Raw genomic sequence first — 18,794 nt, 5'->3', positions numbered from 1 at the left:
CCGGGCAGGATCCGGCCACCGCACTGGGTGACCTGCTCCGCCGGGCGATCGAGGACCTGCGTGAGGATCCCCGCTCGGTCAAGTTTCACCGGGTGCTGTCGGTCACGTTCCTGCGCGGCACGCCCACCCAGGAACTGGCCGCTGAACACCTCGCCCTGCCCTTCACCACCTACCGCCGCCATCTGACGGCCGGCATCAAACGCCTCTGCGCCGACCTGCGGCACCAGGAACGGGCCACCACGGCGGGACCGGCATGCGGCGCCGTGGGCTGCTCGACGATGCGCGTCATCAGGTCGATGAGGATGAGTGCGGTACGCCGGGGGTCCAGCTTGTCCATGATCGACATCGTGGTGGTCACTCGACGCGCGTCAGGACGGTGTCCTCGGCCAGGAAGATCCGCCCGTCGGGGTGGACCGCCAGGTTCTGCGCCGGCCGGTCGAGCAGCAGCTTGCTGGTACGGCCGGCCAGGTCGATCTCGAACAGCAGGTGCCGCTGGACCAGGGCGTAGATCCGGCCGTCCGCGGCCGGACGGGCGAGCTCGCCCGCGGTCGAACCCGTGTCCGGGGCCAGCTGCAGGCGGTGCACCACCTGCCGGGAGGCCACGTCGAAGGCGAAGAGCTGCCCGTCGGCGAGTCCCCACAACAGGCCGGTGGAGTCCTGGAGGAGCGCCGGGATGGCCGGGGCTCCGGGGACCGGCGTCATCTCGAAGGTCTTGCCGGCCGAGATGGTCCAGCCGAACAGGCGGGCCTCGGGCTGGGTCGGCGTGGGCGTCGAGTAGCCGCCGTGAATCGACGTCCCGCCGACGATCGTGCCGTCCTGGTAGGCCAGGCTGACGATGGACTGGTCGGCGACTACCGGCAGGTGGACGGCTGCCGCCAGGGTGGTCTTGTCGACGATGACGAGGGCGCCGTTCAGCGTGGTCCCGTCCGGCATGGTGCCGTAGGCCAGGTCGGTGCCCGCGTCGGTCATCGCGCGGATGCGTACCTGGTGCTGCGCCTTCAGATCGGTGATCTTCACCGGGTTGTCGGCCGTCCCCGGCGGGCCGGGCGCGTACTCGGGGCTCGACCAGGGCAGGGACGGGTCGTAGCGGTACAGCCGGGAGTCCGGGTACCCGCCGATCCAGACGGCGCCGCCGATCTCGCGGATGCTCTCGATCTGCCCGAAGCTGTGATAGTCCGCCTGTCCGGTGCCGGGATCGATCTCGGCGAAGCCGCTGAGGAACCCGCCGGCGTACACGGTCCCGCTCTGACCGGCGTGCAGCGTGAGGATGAGGACCGGGTCGCCGGGCACGTCGGTCTGGACGAGCTCGCCGCGGCCGGTGATCGGGTTGTGCCGGAAGAGCGCGCCGCGCCACAGGAGCCCGGTGACCGTTTCGCCGGGCCAGTCGCGCGTGCCGAGGTCGGCCCATCCGATGCCGCGGTTGTTGGCGACCCGGCCCATGATGTCGGGGCCGACCGCGGTGAGTTTCCCGGTACGCGGCTGGTAGCGGGTGAGGCGGTTGTTCCGGGTGAAGTAGACCTCGCCGCGCCGGCCGGGCGAGGAGACGTCGAGGCCGGCGACGCCGTCGATGAGGTCGATCCACTTGCCGGCCGAGATGTCGTAGACGCCGAGCTTGCCGTTGATCGCGGTGCCGAAGCGGGCGTAGAGCTTTCCGGCGTAGGCGTTGAGGTCGTTGACGAGTTGCCCGGTCCCGTCGCCGAGCCCCTCGGGGAGGGGGAGCTCGCGCTTGGCGCCGGTGTCCTTGTGGATGGCGATGACGTGGGCGTCCGGCAGGGTCCCGGCGTAGATGTAGGACCCCCAGACGGCGATGCTGCGGACGTACTGGAGGCCGGGCAGGAGCTGGCCGTAGTCACGGACCCGGCCGGTGCGGTGGTCGTAGCGGAAGACGCGGCCGCCGGGATAGGTGCCGCCGTAGAGGCGGTCCTCATCGTCGATGGCCAGGCGCCAGATGTAGTGCTCGGAGGGGAGCGGGCGGCCGAGGTTCTCCGGCGTGCTGTCCGGGCCCGGCTTGCGGCGGTAGAGGGAGCCGGTGTCGTAGGTGCCGACGTAGAGGGTGCCGTCGCGGGTGGCGACGACCGCGTACGCGCCCGGCGACCCGGTCAGCGGCTGGGTGAGCACCGTCTTGGCGGTGGCGGGGTCCACGGCGTTGAGCTTGGCCGGTTCGCCGGTGGCGACCGACCACAGGACCTTTTTGCCGTGCGGGCCGGGCGCCATGGCGCCGCCGACCAGCGTGACGTCCTGGAGCGGGGAGCCGAGCGGCGTGACGGACACGGCGCGTGCCGGGGTCGGGATGAGGGCGGCGCCCGGCGCCAGGATCGCGGCGGCTAACAGGCTGCGGCGGGTGAGCATAGCGGTGTCCTCCATCTTCGGCCGGGACCGAAAGGCCCGTTGGCAGGAGATCTGTGGCCCCCAAGAGAATATCGGTATGGACCGAAAGTACGTCAATGCCTCTAAGATGTCCTAACAGAAAGATCAGCGGACGAGGCGTCGCCAGCAGATGATCGCTGCGGCGAGAGTCATGAAGGCTTCGTGGATGTCGTCGCGGATCTCCCAGCGGATGCGCAGGCGGCGGAACCAGTGCAGGAGCGCGATCGTCCTCTCGACCACCCACCGATGAACGCCCAGGCCGGAGCCGTGTGGGGTGCCACGCCGGGCGATGATGAGCTTGATGTCGGTGCGCCAGACCAGGCGGCGGTACTTGTCGTGGTCATAGCCCCGGTCGGCGTACAGGCAGTCGGGCCGCTGACGCGGTCGGCCGACGCGGCCGCGTACCGGCGGGAACCAACCACGACGTGCTGCCCATGGTCGGCAAGGTGACCCTGCGCGCCTGCGACGGCGTCGCCGTGACGCCCGCCGAGCTGGAGGTCACCGGGCTGCGCGCGGGCCAGATCCGGACGTTCGACACCAAGCTCACGGCGTACGCTCCCGCTAGCCACGAATATCCGTTGGTCTGCGCGGGCTACCTCAAACAGGAGCGGCGGGTGACGTTCCGGCGGCCGCCGGAGGCCGCCTACGTGCCGCCGAACCCGACTCCTTCGCCAACCGCGAGCTGTCGGACTCCTTCGAGACGATCGCGCGCTACCAGGCGCACAAGGTCGAGCCGGAGAACAAGGAGCTGCCGCAGCGGCCGACGGCGCGCTGTCGGCCGCGCACCCGTCGGCGAGCTGGTTCGCCACACTCTCCTCCGACGTCTCGCCGCGCAACCCCGCCTTCAGCACCGCCATCACGATCAGGAAGTTCCAGGGCGGCTCCACCGACATGGACACCGTCTACACCGGCCTGGTCAAGGACGGCAAGACCGACCTCGTGGCCTTCTACGTCAACACCCAGAAGTTCGCCGGGTTCGAGGTGTGCGGGCCGCAGGTGCCGGGCGGGCTGGCGGTGTTCGGCGTCAAGCAGGGCGTGAGCATCCCCGACGGCGGCCGCTTCGCGCTGTCGCTGGTGGGCAACCGGGCCGCGATGTACGCCGACACCGGCTCGGGGTGGCGGCTCGTCACCGCCGCCACGCTGCAGCACCTGCCCGGCCTCACCGACCCAGACGTGCGCGCCGGTTACCGGTACGGCTTCGGCGTACGCGGCGACGCCGGGCCCGCGCCGCTGCTGCTGGACGCGGTGGAGGGGAGGAGCATTTCGTAGAACGGCAGCCGGACCGTTGACAATTACGGTCCGGCCCGTTATTCCCTTGCTATGCGCATCCTCTCCGTCGTGCTGTCCACCTTCTTAGCTGCCTCGCCGGTCCAGGGGACCGTCACCGACTTCGGCGTCCAGTCCGCCGCGCTCACCGTCCACGAGGGCCACTTCGGCACCGGCCAGGACGGCCGGCCCGCGGTCTTCGCCATCCAGATGGGCACCCCCGGCGTCGTGGCCGAGGTGGACCCGGTGACCCGCGAGCTGCGTGACACCGTGCCCCTGCCCGGCTCGTCGGGCGGCTGGGGCATCACCCAGACCGCCGACGGCACCGTCTACGCTGGCACCTATCCCAACGGCCACCTCTACTCCTTCAAGCCCGGCGCCGACGTCGCGACCGACCTCGGCCAGGCGGTGCCCGGCGAGACGTACGCCTACGGCCTGCAGGCCGGGGCGGACGGCGCCGTCTACGGCGGCACATACCCTGGGGCGCACGCCTTCTCCTACTCGCCGTCGGCCGGCTTCCGCGACCTGGGCGCGATGTTCCCCGGCCAGCAGTACACCGTGGACGTCGCCGTCGACACCGACCGGCAGCTGCTGTGGGCGGCCATCGGCTCGGCTGGCCACCTGATCAGGCTGGACCTGGCCACCGGCGAGAAGCGCGACATCTGGCCCGAGGCCCTGCGCGGCGACGCCAGCTACCCCTACGACATCAACCTCGTGGCCGGCAAGCTCTTCGTCAAACGCAGCAAGAACCAGGCGCTCGTGCTCGACCCGGACACCGGGGCCGTGCTGGCCGACGGGTTCACCATGAACTCGCGCGGCACCACCAAGACCGCCGCCGGCGGCTACGTCTACTTCACCTCCAGCGGCACGCTGTGGCGTTACGACCTGGCCGCCGACCGGCCCGAGCCGGTGCCCGGCCCGGTGAACGCGGGCGGCCCCGCGGTCGGCTGGGGCTTCGTCGACGGCAAGCTCTACGCCGCGATCGGCAACTATGGCGGCGACGCCTTCTCCTACGACCCGGCCACCGGCGCCGCCGAGCGCTTCAAGCTGCCCTTCCCGCACCAGCCCATCGACATCGCCAACATCACGGCGGGGCCGGACGGCAGGATCTACACCAACCTGTTCATCAACGGCAACCTCGCCGTCCTGGACCCGGCCACCGGCACGGTCACCCAGCTCGGCCGGACCGGGCAGACCGACGGGTGGTTCTGGAAGGACGGCAAGCTCTACCTCGGCGTCTACCCCAACGGCTCGATCATGCACTACGACCCGGCGCAGCCCTTCGTGTCGGGCACGAACCCGCGCGAGCTGTTCCGCCTGATCGGCGACGGCCAGAACCGCCCCGTGGCGTTCGCCTCCTCCGGCAGCAAGGTCTACATCGGCAGCACCCCCGACTACGGCCTGTGGGGCGGCGCGCTCACCGTCTACGACGAGACCACCCGCACCCACACCGTCCTGCGCGCGCCCGTCACCGACCAGGGCGTCACGTCCCTGGTCGTCCTGGGTGGCACGCTGTGGGGCGGCACGTCGATCAACGGCGGCGGCGGCACCACACCGAGGGCGACCGAGGCTAAGCTGTTCACCTACGACCTGGCCACCGGCACCAAGCGCTCTGAGTACACCCCCGTCCCGGGCGCGCGGACGATCACCTCGCTGATCGAGGGGCCGGACGGCCTGCTGTGGGGCCTGGCCGACGGCACGCTCTTCCTCGCCGACCCGGCCACCGGTGAGGTGGTACGACGGGTGAAGCTGAGCACCGGCTCGGGCAGCGTGCCCGACGAGCTGCACCTCAACGCGGACGAGCACGTCTACGCCGCGCTGGACGGGAAGCTGCTGCGGATCGACCCGCTGTCGAAGGAGGTCACGGTGGCGGTGGAGTCGGGCGTTCACCGGAGTGCGCAGGACGGGGCCGGTAACGTCTGGTTCCGCAGTGGCACGAAGGACGCCGACGGTGCCATCCAGGGTGGTGCTCGGCTGCTGCGTTACACGCCGCCTGTCGATGCCTGTCCGCGTTCGGACTTGTCGCCGACGGTCACGATCAAGGATCGGGACAGCGGGGTCGCCAACCGGTACCGGGCCGATGGGTGCACGGTCGAGGATCTCATCGAGGACGAGAAGTATTCCGGTGGGCAGCTGGTTACCCATGTGGCCAGGAAGAGTGCGGAGCTGGCGGCTTCTGGGCTGATCACGGCTCGGGAGGCGGGGCGGATCATCGCAGCAGTCCGCTAGCCGCCACCTCGACACCAGCCACCTCGACACCAGCCACCCGCTGACCGTCACCCGCTGGCCGCCGCCCCGCTGGCCGTCATCGGGCGGCGGTCACCGGCGGTTGGTCGTCATCGGGTGGCGGTCACCCGACAGCTGGCCACCCCGGAACCCCACCTGGAAACCCCCGACCCCGCCCGGCCCCAGACCCCGCCGCCCGACCCCACGCCGCCCCGCCCTCACGCCGCCCCCGGGCCGCCCGACCCGGCCTCCGGCGCTCGCCCTCCGGCCCGGGCCTTAGAGGGCATCTGATCTTGTTTCGTAATGATCTGTCCGTGTCGGAGGGATGGCTGCGTCGTTGATCATCACATGGTGTCTCGGCGTCCCTATCGCAGCGACCTGTCCGATGCCCGCTGGGCGTTGATCGAACCGACGTTGATGGCATGGCGGGCTGCTCGTCGGGGCCCCGGTGTGGCAACAAGGGTCCACGACCTGCGGGAAATCGTGAATGCAATCTTGTACGTGTGCCGGACCGGGATCCCATGGGAGTACCTCCCGCATGACTTCCCGCCGTACAAGACGGTCTATGACTACTACGCCAAGTGGCAGGCTGACGGCACCACCCAAGCGGTCCATGACCTGCTCCGCGAGCAGGTCCGCGTCGCCAAGGGGCGCAAGCCCGCGCCAACCGCGGCGATCATCGATGCGCAGAGCGTGAAGACCTCCGGCAATGTCGGTGAGGCCAGCCAGGGCATCGACGCCGGCAATTATCAGGGGTTGGATGTTATGCCGGGCCGGGTGGATCAGTGCTGGCCAGCGATGGCCTGACAGCCTGGTTGCCGGAGATAATTACAGGTTCTCCAGGAAGGCGAGGAGGGTGTCGCCAGGGCGGTAGCGTCGGGTGCCGACGCTGGGAAGTGCGGTGCGGGCCAGGGCTTTCTCCTTGGTGGCCAGGTCGGCGTGCAGGTAGACGTCGGTCGCCTTGGTGGTGGCGTGGCCGAGCCAGAGCGCGATGGTGGAGGTGTCGACGCCGGCGTGCAGCAGCGCCATCGCCGCGGTGTGGCGCAAGGTGTGCGGGGTGGCGCGCTGTTTGCGGCCCCTGCCGGTGCAGCGCAGGTGCGCCCCGGTTCCGAGTTCGGCGTCGGCGCAGGTCAGCGAGGTGAGTTCGGAGACGCGCAGCCCGGTCTGCAGGGCGACGAGCAACAGCAGGTGGTCGCGGCGGCCCAGCGGTGTGGACTGGTCGGGAACCGCGAGTAGCGCGTCGGTTTCGACGCGGGTCAGGAAGCACACGTCGGTGGACTCACGGCGTTTGCAGGGGATGGCCAGGACGCGTTGGATGAGCAGGGCGTGCTCGGGGCAGCGGAGCGCCGCGTAGCCGAACAGGGAGTGGATCGCGGCCAGCCGGGCGTTGCTGGTGGCGATGCTGTTGTTCCGGTCGGTCTGGAGATGGTCCAGGAAGCCGCTGACGAGGTGGGCGTCGATGTCGGCCAGGTCCAGGGCTGCGGGCGGTCGGCCGAGTTCGGCTTGGGCGTAGTGCAGCAGCAGGCGGAAGGTGTCGCGGTAGGCGGCGACGGTGTGTTCGCTGGCGCGGCGGTCGGTGAGCCGTTCGGTGAAGTATCACTGCATGATCGGGGCCAGGCTGGTCATGATGGTTCCTCCCAGGAGGCTTCCAGGCGCTTGGCGGCTTCGGTCATCAGCTGCGGGCAGGCGTGCAGATACCAGTACGTGGTCGCGGGAGTGATGTGTCCGAGGTAGGTCGACAGAGCCGGCAGCAGGTGCGCGACGTCGGCTCCGGTGGCGTACCAGTTCGCCATGGTGGTCACCGCGAAGGTATGCCTGTTATGAGGAATTCCTCATAACAGGCATTAGGCGGACGGCTGGGTTATGCGCCCTGCCGTGGTGTTTCCGCTGGCAGGAGCGGCGGGCTCGTGTTGTAGTCCGCATAATCCTCCTGGGCTGGCGTCAGCGCCGCAGGGTGCATTGACCGCATCGGCGAAGAATCACTTGTGTTCATTCCTTCACCGAACAGGGGTGATTTTCATGGGAGAGGCGGATGTCAGGGTCGCCGTGGGCGGCGTCGTGACGGCGTTGCGCGAGGGTCCGAGGGCACGATCCGGCGCTACCAGGCTGTGCTGGACCAGTTCGCGGCCTTCCTGGCTGGACGCGGCCTGAGCACGGCGAGCGACCAGGTGTGCGTGGATTTCATCGCCGGGCAGACCGGGACCAGGCTGGGGGCGTTGCGGGAGCCGGTGGCGGACAGGGATGTCAAGGCGGTTCGCCGGCCGGTGGTTGTGGTGGCGGACGCGCTGGCAGGCCGGGCGGTCGTCATCGACCGGCCGGTGATCCCGGCGAAGGACGGCTGTCCTGCCCGGTTCCGGCTGCTGCGGGACGACCATACCCGACTCATACCGCTGCTCCCTAGACTGCGGCACATGATCCACACCTGGCGGCCATAAGCGGGCCTGCTGGGCGCGATGAATAAGGGAGAACAACATGCGAGGGCGCCTCAGCCGTACTGGGGATTCCACGGCCTCTATCGTGCCAAAGGTGAGTACAGGCCATAAAGCAGCCGTGGTCGTCGCCGCTCTCCTGGGGGTGGCAGGCTGCTCTGTTGTTGACGCTTACAATAAGCCGCAATCCGTCGTGACGGTTACCGCGTCTCCCGAGCCCCTTCCCGCGTATCGCGGCCCCCTCACCCTGGAATCCTCCAAAGTCGAGGGCGTCGACTTCGACTCGAAGACCCTTACCGGTGGCGACGCTGAGATCGACTTCCATGCCCTCTACATCGACGAGAGGTACGCCGTGGTGGACTTCGAGATCATGAACGGCGCCAAGTTCGCCGAAGCGCCAGGACAGGTGAACTCCCGGGCTGAGTGCGAGGCCATGGCCAAGTCGGGGGAGAATGTGCTGATCAGCCCACAGCCAGACGACATCCTCTGCGTGAGAACCTCGAACGGGACCGTCGCCCGGCTCCAAGTGATCGAATTTGGCAAGGAATCCGTCACCTTGGACGCCACCGTCTGGAGACGCTGATTCAGGCGTGCCGCCCCAGGAAGACGTAGACGTCCGCCTCGTCCACCCCCGGGAAGGACCCCGGTGGCGGCGCGGCCAGCATGTGCGAGTTCGCCCGCGCCGAAGGCCAGGCGTACCCGTCCTACCGCTCAGCCAGCTCGACCGGCGGCCCTGTCCAACCCCAAGATCGCGAAGTGTCACTGGAGTACTAGGCGACGTCGGGCCGGGTCATCAGCGGCGACCGCAGATGCAACTCCAGGCTGGGGCTGGTCAGGGGCACGGTGCTCCACGTCGCCGCCGCTGTCCCCGCGTCGGCGTCGAGCACCAGCCGGACCCGGTGCGGGGTGGTGATGACGTAGAGGTCGGCGACGAACGTGTTGCCCTGCCAGGCGCCGGCGGCAACGACCGGGCGGCCGAGCGGCGAACTTTCCCACCATGCGCCGTGGCCGACGGCGACCTTGAGGGACGACCCGAGTTGCAGGTGCCATCCGCCGTCCACCGGCTCGACGGCCACCGTGGTTCCGTCAGACAGGGCCGAATCCTCGGCGGAGGCGTCGATCCTCGCCGCACCGGAACGGGAAGGGGCAGCCGAACCCGGCACCGGCGCGAGTGACAGCCGCCGCAGCCGATCGGCGAGGATCTCGTCGTCCCGGGGGCTTCCCGCGTCATCCAGGCCGGGCAGCAGGTAGTCCCAAAGGACACTCGGCAGGGCGTGTGTCTGCTCGACGGCGGCGGTGAGGACGACCACGAGATCGTGGGACGGGACGACCACGCATTGCTGGCCGAAGGCGCCGTTGCCGTGGTAACCGTGACGCGACATCCAGAACTGGTAGCCGTACCCGCAAAGAAAGTCGGGGTAGCCGAGCCGTCCTCGAGTTGCCGGGTCTCGATGTGCCGTTTGGTTGCGAGCTCCACCCATTCGCGCGGGACGAGCCGGCGGTCGCCCCAGACGCCTCCGCGCAGCAGTAACTCGCCGAAAGCGGCGACGGCCTCGGTCGTGAGGTGCAGCCCGTGGAATCCGAAGGCGGCACCGCTCGCCACCCGATCCCATTCGGCGTGGTCGACGCCCATCGGCTGGAACAGGCGGTCGTCGAGCAGCTCCGGCAGGCCGCGACCGGTGACCCGTTCCACCATCCGGGCCAGGACGAACGTGGTCGCATTGTCGTAGGTGTGCCGGGTTCCCTCGGGCTCGGAGAACGGTACGCGCAGAAAGCCCTTCACCAGGTCGCCCGGTTCCAGCTGCCAGGCCTCGGCGAGACTGTCCGTGCTGTGCCCGGCCGTCATGGACAGCAGGTGGTGCACGGTGAGGCGGCGTCCCTGCTCGGAAATGTCGGCCGGAACGTGGTCGGGCAACACGTCCACCACCCGATCGTCCAGCGAGAGCAGCCCGTCGGCGATCGCGAGCCCCACCGCGACCGAGGTGAACGACTTGGTCAGCGAATAGAGCAGATGCGGGCGCCCGGCCGAGTACGGCGCCCACCAGCCTTCGGCGACGACGTGACCGTGGCGTACGGCCATGATGGAGTGGAGCTCGACGGATTGTGCTTCGAGCCGGTCCAGCAACGCGGCGATCGAACGGGACGAGACCCCCGAAGCCGCCGGTGTCGAGCGCGGTAGCAAGGCCGGCTGAGAACTCATTCGGGCACCCTAACAAGGCGGACTGCCCGATTTCTCCGGAATTTCCTGCGCGACGAGACGACCGCCGTCAAGCCGGGCTGTCGGCCGCCGATTCGTCCGGCACCGGGGCGGGCATGACAGACCTTTCTGGATAAGTTCCTGTCATCGTGCCGATCTGGTGGAAATTTCCATAATGAACCAAGAGATCGATCTAGACCCTTGATTCTGGCATCTCGTATTGTCGCCGCATGACGACTGTGCTCTGCGTACCCCAATGGCAAGGATCGGCGTCGAGCAAGGCGCCGCAGCTGATGGTCGGCGCTCGCCGCGCCGCCGAGCTCGTTCCGGCCGACACGGTGGTGACCGTGCCGGTGCTTGAAACGGGCGGGGACAAGGCCGCCGGGATCCGCGCCTACGACGTGCTCGTGGAAAACCAGCGGCTGACGCAGAAGGCACTGGCCGGCATCGACGACCGGGTGATCACTATTGGCGGCGATTGCGCGGTCGACATCCCGCCGATCGCCGCTGCCCACACCCGCTATGGGGATGCCTTGACGGTGCTGTGGATCGATGCCCACCCGGACGTCTACAGCCCGCAGACGCTGCCATCGGGCGCCTTCCACGGGATGGTGGTGCGCGCCCTGCTCGGAGACGGACCGACCGGCCTCACCCTCGAGCATCCGCTGGCACCACATCAGGTGATCATCGCTGGAGAGCGAGCGGGCGACGCGTCCGAGCACGAGTACCTCGCGAAGACCGGCCTGCGCAGGCACGGCGTCGACGACCTGGAGCGCGCACTCGACGGTCTGCGCGGCCCCGTGTACGTCCACATCGACCTCGACGTCCTGGAGCCCACCGCCTTTGGCGCAACCTGCTACCCGGAGCCGAACGGCGTGCAGCCGCAGCGACTGATCGACCTCATCTCCCAGGTGGACGACATCATCGGGGCAGCCATCACCGAACACGCGCCATCCAGCGACGACGTCAACCCCGGCGAGGCCGAGGTGATCCGCCTGCTGGGCGCCGCGCTGACGCGCTGACGGTCGACTCATCCTCGGTGCCTCCATCGGCCCTTATCCGCGATGGAGGTGACGTCTTTGGGCTTGCTCGCGGAGGCGGTGTCGTTGCGACTGCGCGGGCGATGACCGGGCCTCGTCACGTCGCCCGCCCTGTGCGCCGAGCACGCCTCAACATCTCTTGGCCGCGGGCGCGATGAGTTCCGACCCCGCCGCCGGTATGTATGGCGAGTTCGCCGGAATACCCCGGGCGAGCCGATCACAAGGGAGAATCTGATGTCGAACACTCGTGTGGAAGACGAGGCCGCAATCCAGGCCGTGCTGGTTGATTCCTACAAGGCGTGGGAGGCCGGCGACGCCGACGGCATGGTGGCCAACTACACCGCGGACGCGACCGCCATCATGACCGGCTCGCTCCGCGACAGCCGTGACGTGATCCGTCAGAACATGGCCCTGGCCTTCGAGGGGCCGCTCAAGGGCAGCTCGACCTACAACAAGCAGCTCAGCATCCGCTTCGTCGGCAGGGACGGCGCGATCGTCGTCAGCGAATCCGCCATCCTGTTCGCCGGCGAGACCGAGGTTCCGGACGACCTGCGTAAGGTGAACGCGACCTGGGTTTTCGAGAAGCGGGACGGCCAGTGGCTGATCGCCGCCTATCACAACAGCCCGGTGCTGGCGCCTGAGCAGTGAGCCGCGGTTGCGCGGCGCGAAGTAAGCCCCGGGACGTTCGATGCCGAGCCGGTCATTGAGCGTTTCGATTACCGATTCCACGCGCTGGCGCAGCCACATCGGTCGCGGTGAGCGAGACCGGCGTCAGGTTCCCGGGTGAGACCGAGGCCCTCGCCGAGCGCATGGTGTACGCGACCTGGGTGCTGGAGAAGCGTGAGCTGTTCTTATCCAAAATCCGGGACGCATGCGGTGGCCGGCCACCAGCCTCATCTTCGTCGTGGGAGTGCTTCGAGGAGAAGGGTGGTGGCCGTGCGGTCCACTCTGGCATGTGCCCACGCCGACGGCGCGGGTTTGGCTGACCGGCGTGGTCATGGCGCGCTCTATGGCCACTGAACCAGGGCCGGATCGAGATCGCCCGGCTCCGGCGGGCGTTGGCGGAGCTGCCGTTGCCGACGGTGGCGGGCGGCCGGGTCGTGCCCGCCGTTGATGTCAGTGGCTCTGCAGGCGATGGCGAAGTTCAGCCTCCTCTGCCGCCTGTGTCTTCTCATGCTCAGCGAGGGCCTGGTTCGCCCTTGTCGAGCTGGCGGGTATTGATAGATTTCGAACCCGTTCAGATTTGGGCGTTGCCTCATACCGGTGCGGAATACAAGCTTTTCCAAACGGCTCTTCACAGCTTTCGCGGACTCTCGTACCGCCTGTAATCGGGATAGCGCTGATACGTGGCTTGATCAGTCGCCAAGACGTACGGTGATGGTTACGCGGCCCTTTTCGTCACGTCGAGCGATCGCGTGCCCCGTGCGGTCGGTTCCATCCAGGTGTAGCGACATCGGGCCACCCATGTCCCCGAAGTTGCGCCACCACGACTTGGCTTCGGGAAATTGAACGCCGATCGTGACGACATCGGCTACGCGCCGGTAGGCGACGGGTGTGCTGAAGGTGCGCCCGGTCCGTCGTCCCGTGTAGGTGACGATCGTGAGGCGTTTACTGACCAGTGTGCCCCATCGAGGAGACGAACGCAGGGTGCTCACGCAGGCATTGACCCGTCCGACTATTCTCTTCGGAAGAGACCCTCGGTATCTCACAAAACCTCCATGGCAACGTGAATTCCGCCGATAGTCGACTGTTAAGTGGGCTGATATCGCACTTACTGGTCACGGTAGCGCAGTAAGTGGAGCGTGGGGGTGGGCTTTTGGCTTCCCGCCGGGGAACTGCCCAATTCCAGACACCCTTTGTGGCGTGCCCAACGCAGACCTAATCGGGGCTGGGGAGGCGCTCAGGAGCAGGGGGTCTTGATGTGGTGGGTGGATGGAGGGTGGTGATGCCGGTGAGGACGAGGTCGATGCCGGTGAGGAATTGTTCGCGGTCGTCGTGCTCGCGCATCTGCTCTGCGATGGCCCGGATGAACGGGTAGTCGTCGGGGTCGAGGTCTTGCCATGCCCTGGATGCGGTGTTGAGGAACTCGGCGCGGTCCGCTTCGGAGCCGGGGACGGTGTCGTCGCCGGTCTTCTGAGAGGTCTGGGCGGTGGCGCCGAGAAGGTAGTGGACCAGTGTCGACGTCGTGGTGAACCAGTCGCCTTGCGGCACGCCCAGCGTGCGGACCGGCCGGCCGATGCTTTCGAAGATCCGCAATGTCACCGGTCCCCAGGGGTTGCGGGTGAGCTGGACCGCGAGCTGGGCGGCGAGCCATGGGTGTTCGGTGACCGCGTCGAACAGGCCGAGTGCGACGGCGCGGATCTCGTCCTGGGGCGTGCCTACAGCCCCGCCGGCTTCGGTGGTTCCCGCGGGCTGGGTGGGGCGCGTGTCCAGGGCGGTGGCGACGACGACGTCGGTCGCGGCCTCCAGCAGCTCGTTCATGTTGCCGATGTGCCAGTAGATCGCGCCGGGACCGGTGGCCAGGCGGCTGGTCAGCGCCCGGACCGTCAGGGCGCCCTCGCCCACCGCGTCCAGCAGCTCGACAGCGGTCTCGACGATGCGCTCCCGGGTGAGCACCTGCCTGCGTCGCTGTGACTGACGTGTCCGTATGGCCATGCCTGTCATTCTGGCAGGTTTGGAGCATTGATCCAACATGGAGTACCGTTCCAGTATTGGAGCAATGCTCCATAAGCCTGCCTGGGGTCTCGCCGGGCGATCCTGATCGAAGGAGGCTCAACGTGTATGACGTGGTGATTGTGGGTGCCGGCCCGGTGGGCCTGTTCCTTGCCGGTGAGCTCGCGCTGGCGGGCTGCTCGGTCCTGGTGCTGGAGCGGGACCAGGGGCAGACCTCGCCGTGGAAGGCGCTCCCGTTGGGGATGCGGGGCCTGAACGCCGGATCGGTCGAGATGTTCTACCGCCGCGGGATGCTGGAAGAGCTGCTGAAAGCCTCAGGCGCCGACGAGGAGAAGATCGGCGCGGACCCCGACGCGCACGAGCCGCCGGCTCCTCGTGACGTGAGCCACTTCGCGGGCATGCGGCTCGACCCGGCCGACATCGACGCCGCCGCCCTCCCGTTCCGGCTGCCCGGCCCGGCGATGGAGGGCATCATGACCAGCCTCGAGGCGGTCGGGACGGTACTGGCCGAGCAGGCGGCCAGGCTCGGCGTGCAGATCCTGCGGGGCGTTCCCGTCGAGGCCGTGACCCAGGACGGCGACACTGTCGTCACACGAGTCGGCGGGCGCGACTACCAGGCGCGCTGGCTTGTGGGATGCGACGGCGGACGCAGCACGGTGCGCGAACAGGCGGGCTTTGACTTCGTCGGCACCGAACCGCTGTTCACCGGCTACGCCGCCCGCGTCACCTTCGCCGATCCGCAGAAGCTGGACCTGGGCTTCAACCTGACGCCAACCGGCATGTACCTGCGGACGCCCTTCGAGGGACACCTGGGCATGATGGACTTCGACGGCGGCGCCTTCGACCGCTCCCAGCCGCTGACGCGCGAGCACCTCCAGACGGTCCTGCGCCGGGTCTCCGGCACCGACGCGACACTCACCGAGGTCCATCTCGCCTCCAGCTTCACCGACCGCGCGATGCAGACCACGACCTACCGGAACGGCCGCATCCTGCTCGCCGGCGATTCCGCCCACATCCACTCCCCGCTCGGCGGCCAGGGCCTCAACCTCGGCATCGGCGACGCCATGAACCTCGGCTGGAAACTCGCCGCCACCATCCACGGCACCGCACCAGACGGCCTGCTCGACACCTACACCGCCGAACGCCACCCCATCGGCGCGGCGATCCTCGACTGGTCACGCGCCCAGGTCGCGACCATGAACCCGGGCCCCAACGCCCCGGCCCTGCGACGGCTGGTCCACGACCTGCTCGACACCCGCGACGGGACCACCCACGTGTTCCGCAGCACCTCAGGACTGTCCTACCGCTACGACCTGGGCAGCGACCAGCCACTCGCCGGCCGGACCGCCCCGGACTTCCGTCTCGCCGACGGCACCCGCCTCGGCGACCTGCTGCGCGAAGGACGCGGCATCGCACTCGACTTCACCCCCGACCATCGCCTGCACGATGCGGCGATGAGCTGGAAAGGCCCGATCCGCTACGTGGGCGGGCCGGTGAGCAACGACCTCGGATTCGGCGCGCTGCTGATCCGACCCGACGGCATCGCCGCCTGGACCGACGACCATGACCCCGATCGCGAGGCGTTCCGGCACGCCGCGACCCGCTGGTTCGGCGACCCGACACCTTGACAGGACACCGCAAAGCCGACCAGCGCGCGGCGGGCGAACCAGCCCCAAGCACCCCGGATCCACACTGATTCCGGGGCACCCTCGAGAGAAAGGAAACTTCCATGCCGAGCGCAATCCCGACCGAGCCCGAGCTGAACAAGGAAGTGGTCCGCCGCTTCTACGAAGCCGTTCTCCGTGTACCCGGTGGTCCGGACTTCGCAACGATCAAAGAGCTGACCGACGAGCAGGAGATCGAGCTCAACTGGGGCCACCCCGACAGCGGCGTCTACGGGGGAGCCGCCATTGGGCCAGCGCGGCACCGGATGCACGAGCTGACCCGGTTGGACATCTCAGCCATCAGCATCGACGAGCTCATTGCCGACGGTCCCACTCGCGTGGTGGTGGTGGCCACGAACAGTGGCACTGATATCCACGGCAACCCGTGGAGGATGACCGTTCTCGAGCTGGTCGACGTGGCGAACGGAAAGATCACCAAAAAGCGTTCGTTCTACCAGGACACCGCGCTTCTACGGGATATCTCACTCGAACGCGAGGCGGCACTCGCGCAGAAGGCCGGAGAGGCCTGATCGCCCAGCACGCCCCTTTCGGTGGGCGGCCCTGGTAAGGCCCGGTGATTGAGCCCTCTGTGTTCTCCGTAGGTCGTCACTGTCTGTGGTGCTCGCTGGGTGCAGCGACGCTTCCGGCGTCCAGCGCATTCCCTGGGCCGCCGGTGTGTAGGTGAGGCGCGGCTGACTGCTGGAGGGCAGTCAGCCTCGTTGGGGCCGATATGGGCAGTTGAGGCTCGCTCACGCGCTTGGGCGTCCATGTCGTCCCTCCACGATCAGAGCACGGCGCGCATGGCGTCGGCGATCCAGACAGAGGGGATGGAGTAGTGGTCCTCCTCGGTCGCGGTCCCGTTGATCAGCGCCACCAGGGACAGGTACCGGCCGTGGGTGTCGTCGTAGGTGGGGCTCTCGGAGGTGGCTTCCTCCTCAGCGATCTGGCGAAGGATGTCGGGCATCTGCCGGTATCCGTCGGCCATCCGGTTTCGGACTTCGGGGGTGAGCGGTGTGTCGGACAACGCGGTGGCGGCTTCCATGAAGCGGGTGATGGCCTGCTGGGCACGAGGGGACCGGGGGGACTCTCCGGCACGGTACGCGGCGAGGAGCTCCTCTACGAGCGGGGCCCCGTTCACGTGTATGAAAGCCTGGAACGGCTCGGTCGCCAGGACCCGGGCCTCCGGTGTGGAGTAGGCGTCGTGCAAGTAGGTGCGGACCGCGTCGCGGAACGCCCGGTTCGAGACCAGGTCGGCCAGCTCGATCCAGGCCTCGAGCTGGGCGGCCGTGGGGTCCGCGGGCAGGACCGGGCGAATCGTCCGCAACCGGTCGACGAAGCCCTCGGAGACGTCCAGGTCCTCGCCGACGTCGTTCCAGAAGTCGTCGATGGTCTGTTCGCGTTCCTCGTCGGTCATCGAGACGAGCTTGTGCATCAGGTCGGCCTGCGCAGTCGTGGCGCCCTGTTTGATCAGGGTCCGGAGTACCGCCCGCCTGGCCCGCAGGGTGCGCTCCTGGCGCTCGACGATCTCCAGGTGCGTGGCGAGCAGGTCGTGCAGGGTCGTGCCGCCTTCGAGCAGGCGGCGGATCTCGTCCAGGTCGGTGTCCAGCTCGCGCAGGGTGCGGACGAGTTCAAGCCGGGCGATGGCGTGGATGTCGTACATCCGGTGGCCGGCCTCGTTCAGGCCCGTGGGCTCGATGAGCCCTGAGTCAGCGTAGAACCGGACGGCGCTCACGCTCAGGCCGCTGCGACGCGCGGCGTCTCCGATGGGGTACAGCGTGGGGTCGTTCATGGGGGCCACTGTGGTACCTCAAGCCGCTTGAGGCGCAAGTCGATTTCCACTGAGCGCTCCTCTGTGACGGAGCGCTTGAGTTCGTCAGTTGTGCAGCCGAACTGGCCGGCGCCACGAGAGATCATGGGCAAGCGAAGTCAGCGGCTGAACCGCTGTCCAGGTGGGGGGCGTATTCCAGCCGCCCCCGCCCGCGCCCGTCTGGCCGAACTGATCGAGCAGGACGGCGGCGGCGAGCCGGTCACCCTCACCCGGCGCGGCCCGGGCCGCAAGCAGGCGGTGCTGCTGCCGGTCGAGGCGGCCGCGGTGCGGCAGCGCCACCTCGCCGAGCAGAAAGCCGCCTAGCAGCGCCGCGCGCAGGACAAGGAGTTCGGCGAGCGGCTGCCGACGGGCAGCAGGGCGCCGGCAACGCGCCTGAGGGCCGACCCACCGGCGCCGCTGCGGTTCAGGACCAGGAAGGTGCGCAGACTGCGCGGGGTGGCTACCCGGAACGCCGCGGGGACAGGCCGTCCAGCACTATGTCGACCGCTCTATCCACGACGGTCCGGTCGCCCCGGGCGTTGGCCAGCGCTCTGATCAGCATGTAGACCTCATCTACCGTTGCGTCCGCGCGCACCTCACCGGCTTGCTGGCCGCGGGACAGCAACTCCTCGACGGCTTCGCGCACCATAGTGGCCGCAGCCTCCACCTCATCAGCGGAGCCTGTCGAGTCGGCGGGCTCCTCCAGCAACGCGACGAGCGCGAGCTTCGCCGGAGCGCCTGAGACCATCTCCCGGAACGTCTCCCGGAACGCCGCCCCGGCCTCGCCGCCCTCGCCCCGCGCCCGCGCTGTTTCAGCAAGCAGGGTGAGGTGCCGAACGATCGTGGCCTTGACCAGCACCCGCTTGGTCGGAAAGTGGCGGAAGACGGTGCCGATTCCGACGCCCGCCCGGCGCGCGACCTCCTCGGTCGAGCCGGCGTTGCCGAACTCGCCGAAGACCTCTTCGGCCGCGGCCAGCACCCGGTCCCGATTCGCCCGCGCGTCGCTCCGCATCCCACCATCTTCCCACCCCGGCAGTCTTGCTCCCGCAGGCCCCGGTGACCAACTCTTGTTATTCGGAGTTTCGACTCCGTATTATTCGGAGAGAAGACTCCGCTTGGAAGGGT

19 protein-coding genes and 4 pseudogenes are annotated in these 18,794 nt (G+C 68.5%); 10 read left to right on the top strand and 13 right to left on the bottom strand.

Going from position 1 to position 18,794, the window contains the following annotated elements:
• The 4 genes and pseudogenes from Q9G87_RS57025 to Q9G87_RS57010 all read right to left on the bottom strand — a co-directional run.
• On the bottom strand, positions 1–182 hold a 182-nt coding region (locus Q9G87_RS57025), incomplete at its 3' end, for a hypothetical protein (RefSeq protein ID WP_305925065.1).
• Positions 170–337 carry a cysteine hydrolase family protein gene (locus Q9G87_RS57020; protein WP_305925064.1) on the bottom strand — a complete coding sequence of 56 codons (168 nt, stop codon included), beginning with the start codon at positions 335–337 and terminating at the stop codon, positions 170–172. The genes Q9G87_RS57025 and Q9G87_RS57020, both read right to left, overlap by 13 nt.
• A 17-nt stretch (positions 338–354) precedes the next feature.
• Positions 355–2,364, bottom strand: a complete 2,010-nt coding sequence (locus Q9G87_RS57015; RefSeq protein WP_305925063.1) for a ligand-binding sensor domain-containing protein — start codon at positions 2,362–2,364, stop codon at positions 355–357.
• Between the two features lie 108 nt (positions 2,365–2,472).
• Positions 2,473–2,778, bottom strand: a pseudogene (locus Q9G87_RS57010) (transposase); the annotation flags it as partial.
• Positions 2,779–3,258: 480 nt separating this feature from the next.
• Between Q9G87_RS57010 and Q9G87_RS57005 the strand changes: the two are divergent.
• The 3 genes and pseudogenes from Q9G87_RS57005 to Q9G87_RS56995 all read left to right on the top strand — a co-directional run.
• Positions 3,259–3,636, top strand: a complete 378-nt coding sequence (locus tag Q9G87_RS57005; RefSeq protein WP_305925062.1) for a hypothetical protein — start codon at positions 3,259–3,261, stop codon at positions 3,634–3,636.
• Positions 3,637–3,687: 51 nt separating this feature from the next.
• Positions 3,688–5,862 (top strand): hypothetical protein, encoded by a 2,175-nt coding sequence (locus Q9G87_RS57000; protein WP_305925061.1) that lies wholly within the window; start codon positions 3,688–3,690, stop codon positions 5,860–5,862.
• Between the two features lie 345 nt (positions 5,863–6,207).
• Positions 6,208–6,600, top strand: a pseudogene (locus Q9G87_RS56995) (transposase); the annotation flags it as partial.
• Between the two features lie 87 nt (positions 6,601–6,687).
• Here Q9G87_RS56995 and Q9G87_RS56990 read toward each other — a convergent pair.
• The 3 genes and pseudogenes from Q9G87_RS56990 to Q9G87_RS56985 form a co-directional block, all read right to left on the bottom strand.
• Positions 6,688–7,128, bottom strand: coding sequence for a tyrosine-type recombinase/integrase (locus Q9G87_RS56990; protein WP_305925060.1), 441 nt, complete (start codon positions 7,126–7,128; stop codon positions 6,688–6,690).
• Positions 7,129–7,215: 87 nt separating this feature from the next.
• Positions 7,216–7,440 (bottom strand): annotated as a pseudogene (locus tag Q9G87_RS61190) (site-specific integrase); the annotation flags it as partial.
• Between the two features lie 41 nt (positions 7,441–7,481).
• Complete coding sequence (locus Q9G87_RS56985) at positions 7,482–7,661, bottom strand: site-specific integrase (RefSeq protein ID WP_305925059.1); 180 nt, start codon at positions 7,659–7,661, stop codon at positions 7,482–7,484.
• Positions 7,662–7,967: 306 nt separating this feature from the next.
• On the opposite strand from Q9G87_RS56985, the gene Q9G87_RS56980 reads away from it, so the two are divergent.
• Together Q9G87_RS56980 and Q9G87_RS56975 are read left to right on the top strand one after the other, a co-directional pair.
• A complete protein-coding gene (locus tag Q9G87_RS56980; RefSeq protein ID WP_305925058.1) occupies positions 7,968–8,294 on the top strand; it encodes a hypothetical protein in 327 nt (108 codons plus the stop codon).
• A 115-nt stretch (positions 8,295–8,409) separates the two neighbouring features.
• On the top strand, positions 8,410–8,871 hold the full coding sequence (locus tag Q9G87_RS56975) for a hypothetical protein (RefSeq protein WP_305925057.1): 462 nt from the start codon (positions 8,410–8,412) through the stop codon (positions 8,869–8,871).
• 187 nt (positions 8,872–9,058) lie between these two features.
• Here the strand turns inward: Q9G87_RS56975 and Q9G87_RS56965 are convergent, their stop codons facing one another.
• On the bottom strand, positions 9,059–9,670 hold the full coding sequence (locus Q9G87_RS56965) for a hypothetical protein (protein ID WP_305925056.1): 612 nt from the start codon (positions 9,668–9,670) through the stop codon (positions 9,059–9,061).
• A 233-nt stretch (positions 9,671–9,903) separates the two neighbouring features.
• Positions 9,904–10,368: pseudogene (locus Q9G87_RS61185) on the bottom strand (serine hydrolase domain-containing protein); the annotation flags it as partial.
• Positions 10,369–10,715: 347 nt separating this feature from the next.
• On the opposite strand from Q9G87_RS61185, the gene Q9G87_RS56955 reads away from it, so the two are divergent.
• Entirely contained in the window at positions 10,716–11,507 is a 792-nt protein-coding gene (locus Q9G87_RS56955; protein WP_305925054.1) for an arginase family protein, read from the top strand.
• 252 nt (positions 11,508–11,759) lie between these two features.
• Positions 11,760–12,173 (top strand): SgcJ/EcaC family oxidoreductase, encoded by a 414-nt coding sequence (locus Q9G87_RS56950; protein WP_305925053.1) that lies wholly within the window; start codon positions 11,760–11,762, stop codon positions 12,171–12,173.
• A gap of 707 nt (positions 12,174–12,880) precedes the next feature.
• Here Q9G87_RS56950 and Q9G87_RS56945 read toward each other — a convergent pair.
• Both Q9G87_RS56945 and Q9G87_RS56940 read right to left on the bottom strand, forming a co-directional pair.
• The gene (locus Q9G87_RS56945) at positions 12,881–13,180 is read right to left on the bottom strand and encodes a hypothetical protein (protein WP_305925052.1); all 300 of its coding nucleotides are present in this window, start codon (positions 13,178–13,180) and stop codon (positions 12,881–12,883) included.
• Positions 13,181–13,403: 223 nt separating this feature from the next.
• Positions 13,404–14,180 (bottom strand): TetR/AcrR family transcriptional regulator, encoded by a 777-nt coding sequence (locus Q9G87_RS56940; protein WP_305925051.1) that lies wholly within the window; start codon positions 14,178–14,180, stop codon positions 13,404–13,406.
• A gap of 122 nt (positions 14,181–14,302) precedes the next feature.
• Between Q9G87_RS56940 and Q9G87_RS56935 the strand changes: the two genes are divergently transcribed.
• Together Q9G87_RS56935 and Q9G87_RS56930 are read left to right on the top strand one after the other, a co-directional pair.
• Positions 14,303–15,826, top strand: coding sequence for an FAD-dependent oxidoreductase (locus Q9G87_RS56935; RefSeq protein ID WP_305925050.1), 1,524 nt, complete (start codon positions 14,303–14,305; stop codon positions 15,824–15,826).
• 101 nt (positions 15,827–15,927) lie between these two features.
• The gene (locus Q9G87_RS56930) at positions 15,928–16,392 is read left to right on the top strand and encodes a nuclear transport factor 2 family protein (RefSeq protein WP_305925049.1); all 465 of its coding nucleotides are present in this window, start codon (positions 15,928–15,930) and stop codon (positions 16,390–16,392) included.
• A gap of 254 nt (positions 16,393–16,646) precedes the next feature.
• Here Q9G87_RS56930 and Q9G87_RS56925 read toward each other — a convergent pair whose 3' ends face one another.
• Positions 16,647–17,651: a helix-turn-helix domain-containing protein gene (locus tag Q9G87_RS56925; RefSeq protein ID WP_305925048.1), complete on the bottom strand. Its 1,005-nt coding sequence runs from the start codon at positions 17,649–17,651 to the stop codon at positions 16,647–16,649.
• A gap of 123 nt (positions 17,652–17,774) precedes the next feature.
• Between Q9G87_RS56925 and Q9G87_RS56920 the strand changes: the two genes are divergently transcribed.
• Complete coding sequence (locus tag Q9G87_RS56920) at positions 17,775–17,993, top strand: hypothetical protein (protein WP_305925047.1); 219 nt, start codon at positions 17,775–17,777, stop codon at positions 17,991–17,993.
• 136 nt (positions 17,994–18,129) lie between these two features.
• On the opposite strand, the gene Q9G87_RS56915 is transcribed toward Q9G87_RS56920, so the two are convergent.
• Positions 18,130–18,681, bottom strand: a complete 552-nt coding sequence (locus tag Q9G87_RS56915) for a TetR/AcrR family transcriptional regulator (protein WP_305925046.1) — start codon at positions 18,679–18,681, stop codon at positions 18,130–18,132.
• Positions 18,682–18,794 lie beyond the last annotated feature (113 nt).

Origin of the sequence: Nonomuraea turcica, assembly GCF_030718205.1 — a bacterium.
Classification (GTDB): Bacteria; Actinomycetota; Actinomycetes; order Streptosporangiales; family Streptosporangiaceae; genus Nonomuraea.
The sequence above is the reverse complement of the archived record's forward strand: the minus strand, read 5'-3'. Positions and strand labels throughout refer to the sequence as shown.

Excerpts from the sequence above, each read along its gene's own strand:
- Q9G87_RS57000 (WP_305925061.1), top strand. The coding sequence starts at position 3,688 with ATGCGCATCCTCTCCGTCGTGCTGTCCACCTTCTTAGCTGCCTCGCCG.
- Q9G87_RS56940 (WP_305925051.1), bottom strand. The coding sequence starts at position 14,180 with ATGGCCATACGGACACGTCAGTCACAGCGACGCAGGCAGGTGCTCACC.
- Q9G87_RS56965 (WP_305925056.1), bottom strand. The coding sequence starts at position 9,670 with ATGTCGCGTCACGGTTACCACGGCAACGGCGCCTTCGGCCAGCAATGC.
- Q9G87_RS56925 (WP_305925048.1), bottom strand. The coding sequence starts at position 17,651 with ATGAACGACCCCACGCTGTACCCCATCGGAGACGCCGCGCGTCGCAGC.
- Q9G87_RS56930 (WP_305925049.1), top strand. The coding sequence starts at position 15,928 with ATGCCGAGCGCAATCCCGACCGAGCCCGAGCTGAACAAGGAAGTGGTC.
- Q9G87_RS56915 (WP_305925046.1), bottom strand. The coding sequence starts at position 18,681 with ATGCGGAGCGACGCGCGGGCGAATCGGGACCGGGTGCTGGCCGCGGCC.
- Q9G87_RS56950 (WP_305925053.1), top strand. The coding sequence starts at position 11,760 with ATGTCGAACACTCGTGTGGAAGACGAGGCCGCAATCCAGGCCGTGCTG.
- Q9G87_RS57020 (WP_305925064.1), bottom strand. The coding sequence starts at position 337 with ATGGACAAGCTGGACCCCCGGCGTACCGCACTCATCCTCATCGACCTG.
- Q9G87_RS56955 (WP_305925054.1), top strand. The coding sequence starts at position 10,716 with ATGACGACTGTGCTCTGCGTACCCCAATGGCAAGGATCGGCGTCGAGC.
- Q9G87_RS57005 (WP_305925062.1), top strand. The coding sequence starts at position 3,259 with ATGGACACCGTCTACACCGGCCTGGTCAAGGACGGCAAGACCGACCTC.
- Q9G87_RS56920 (WP_305925047.1), top strand. The coding sequence starts at position 17,775 with ATGGGCAAGCGAAGTCAGCGGCTGAACCGCTGTCCAGGTGGGGGGCGT.
- Q9G87_RS57015 (WP_305925063.1), bottom strand. The coding sequence starts at position 2,364 with ATGGAGGACACCGCTATGCTCACCCGCCGCAGCCTGTTAGCCGCCGCG.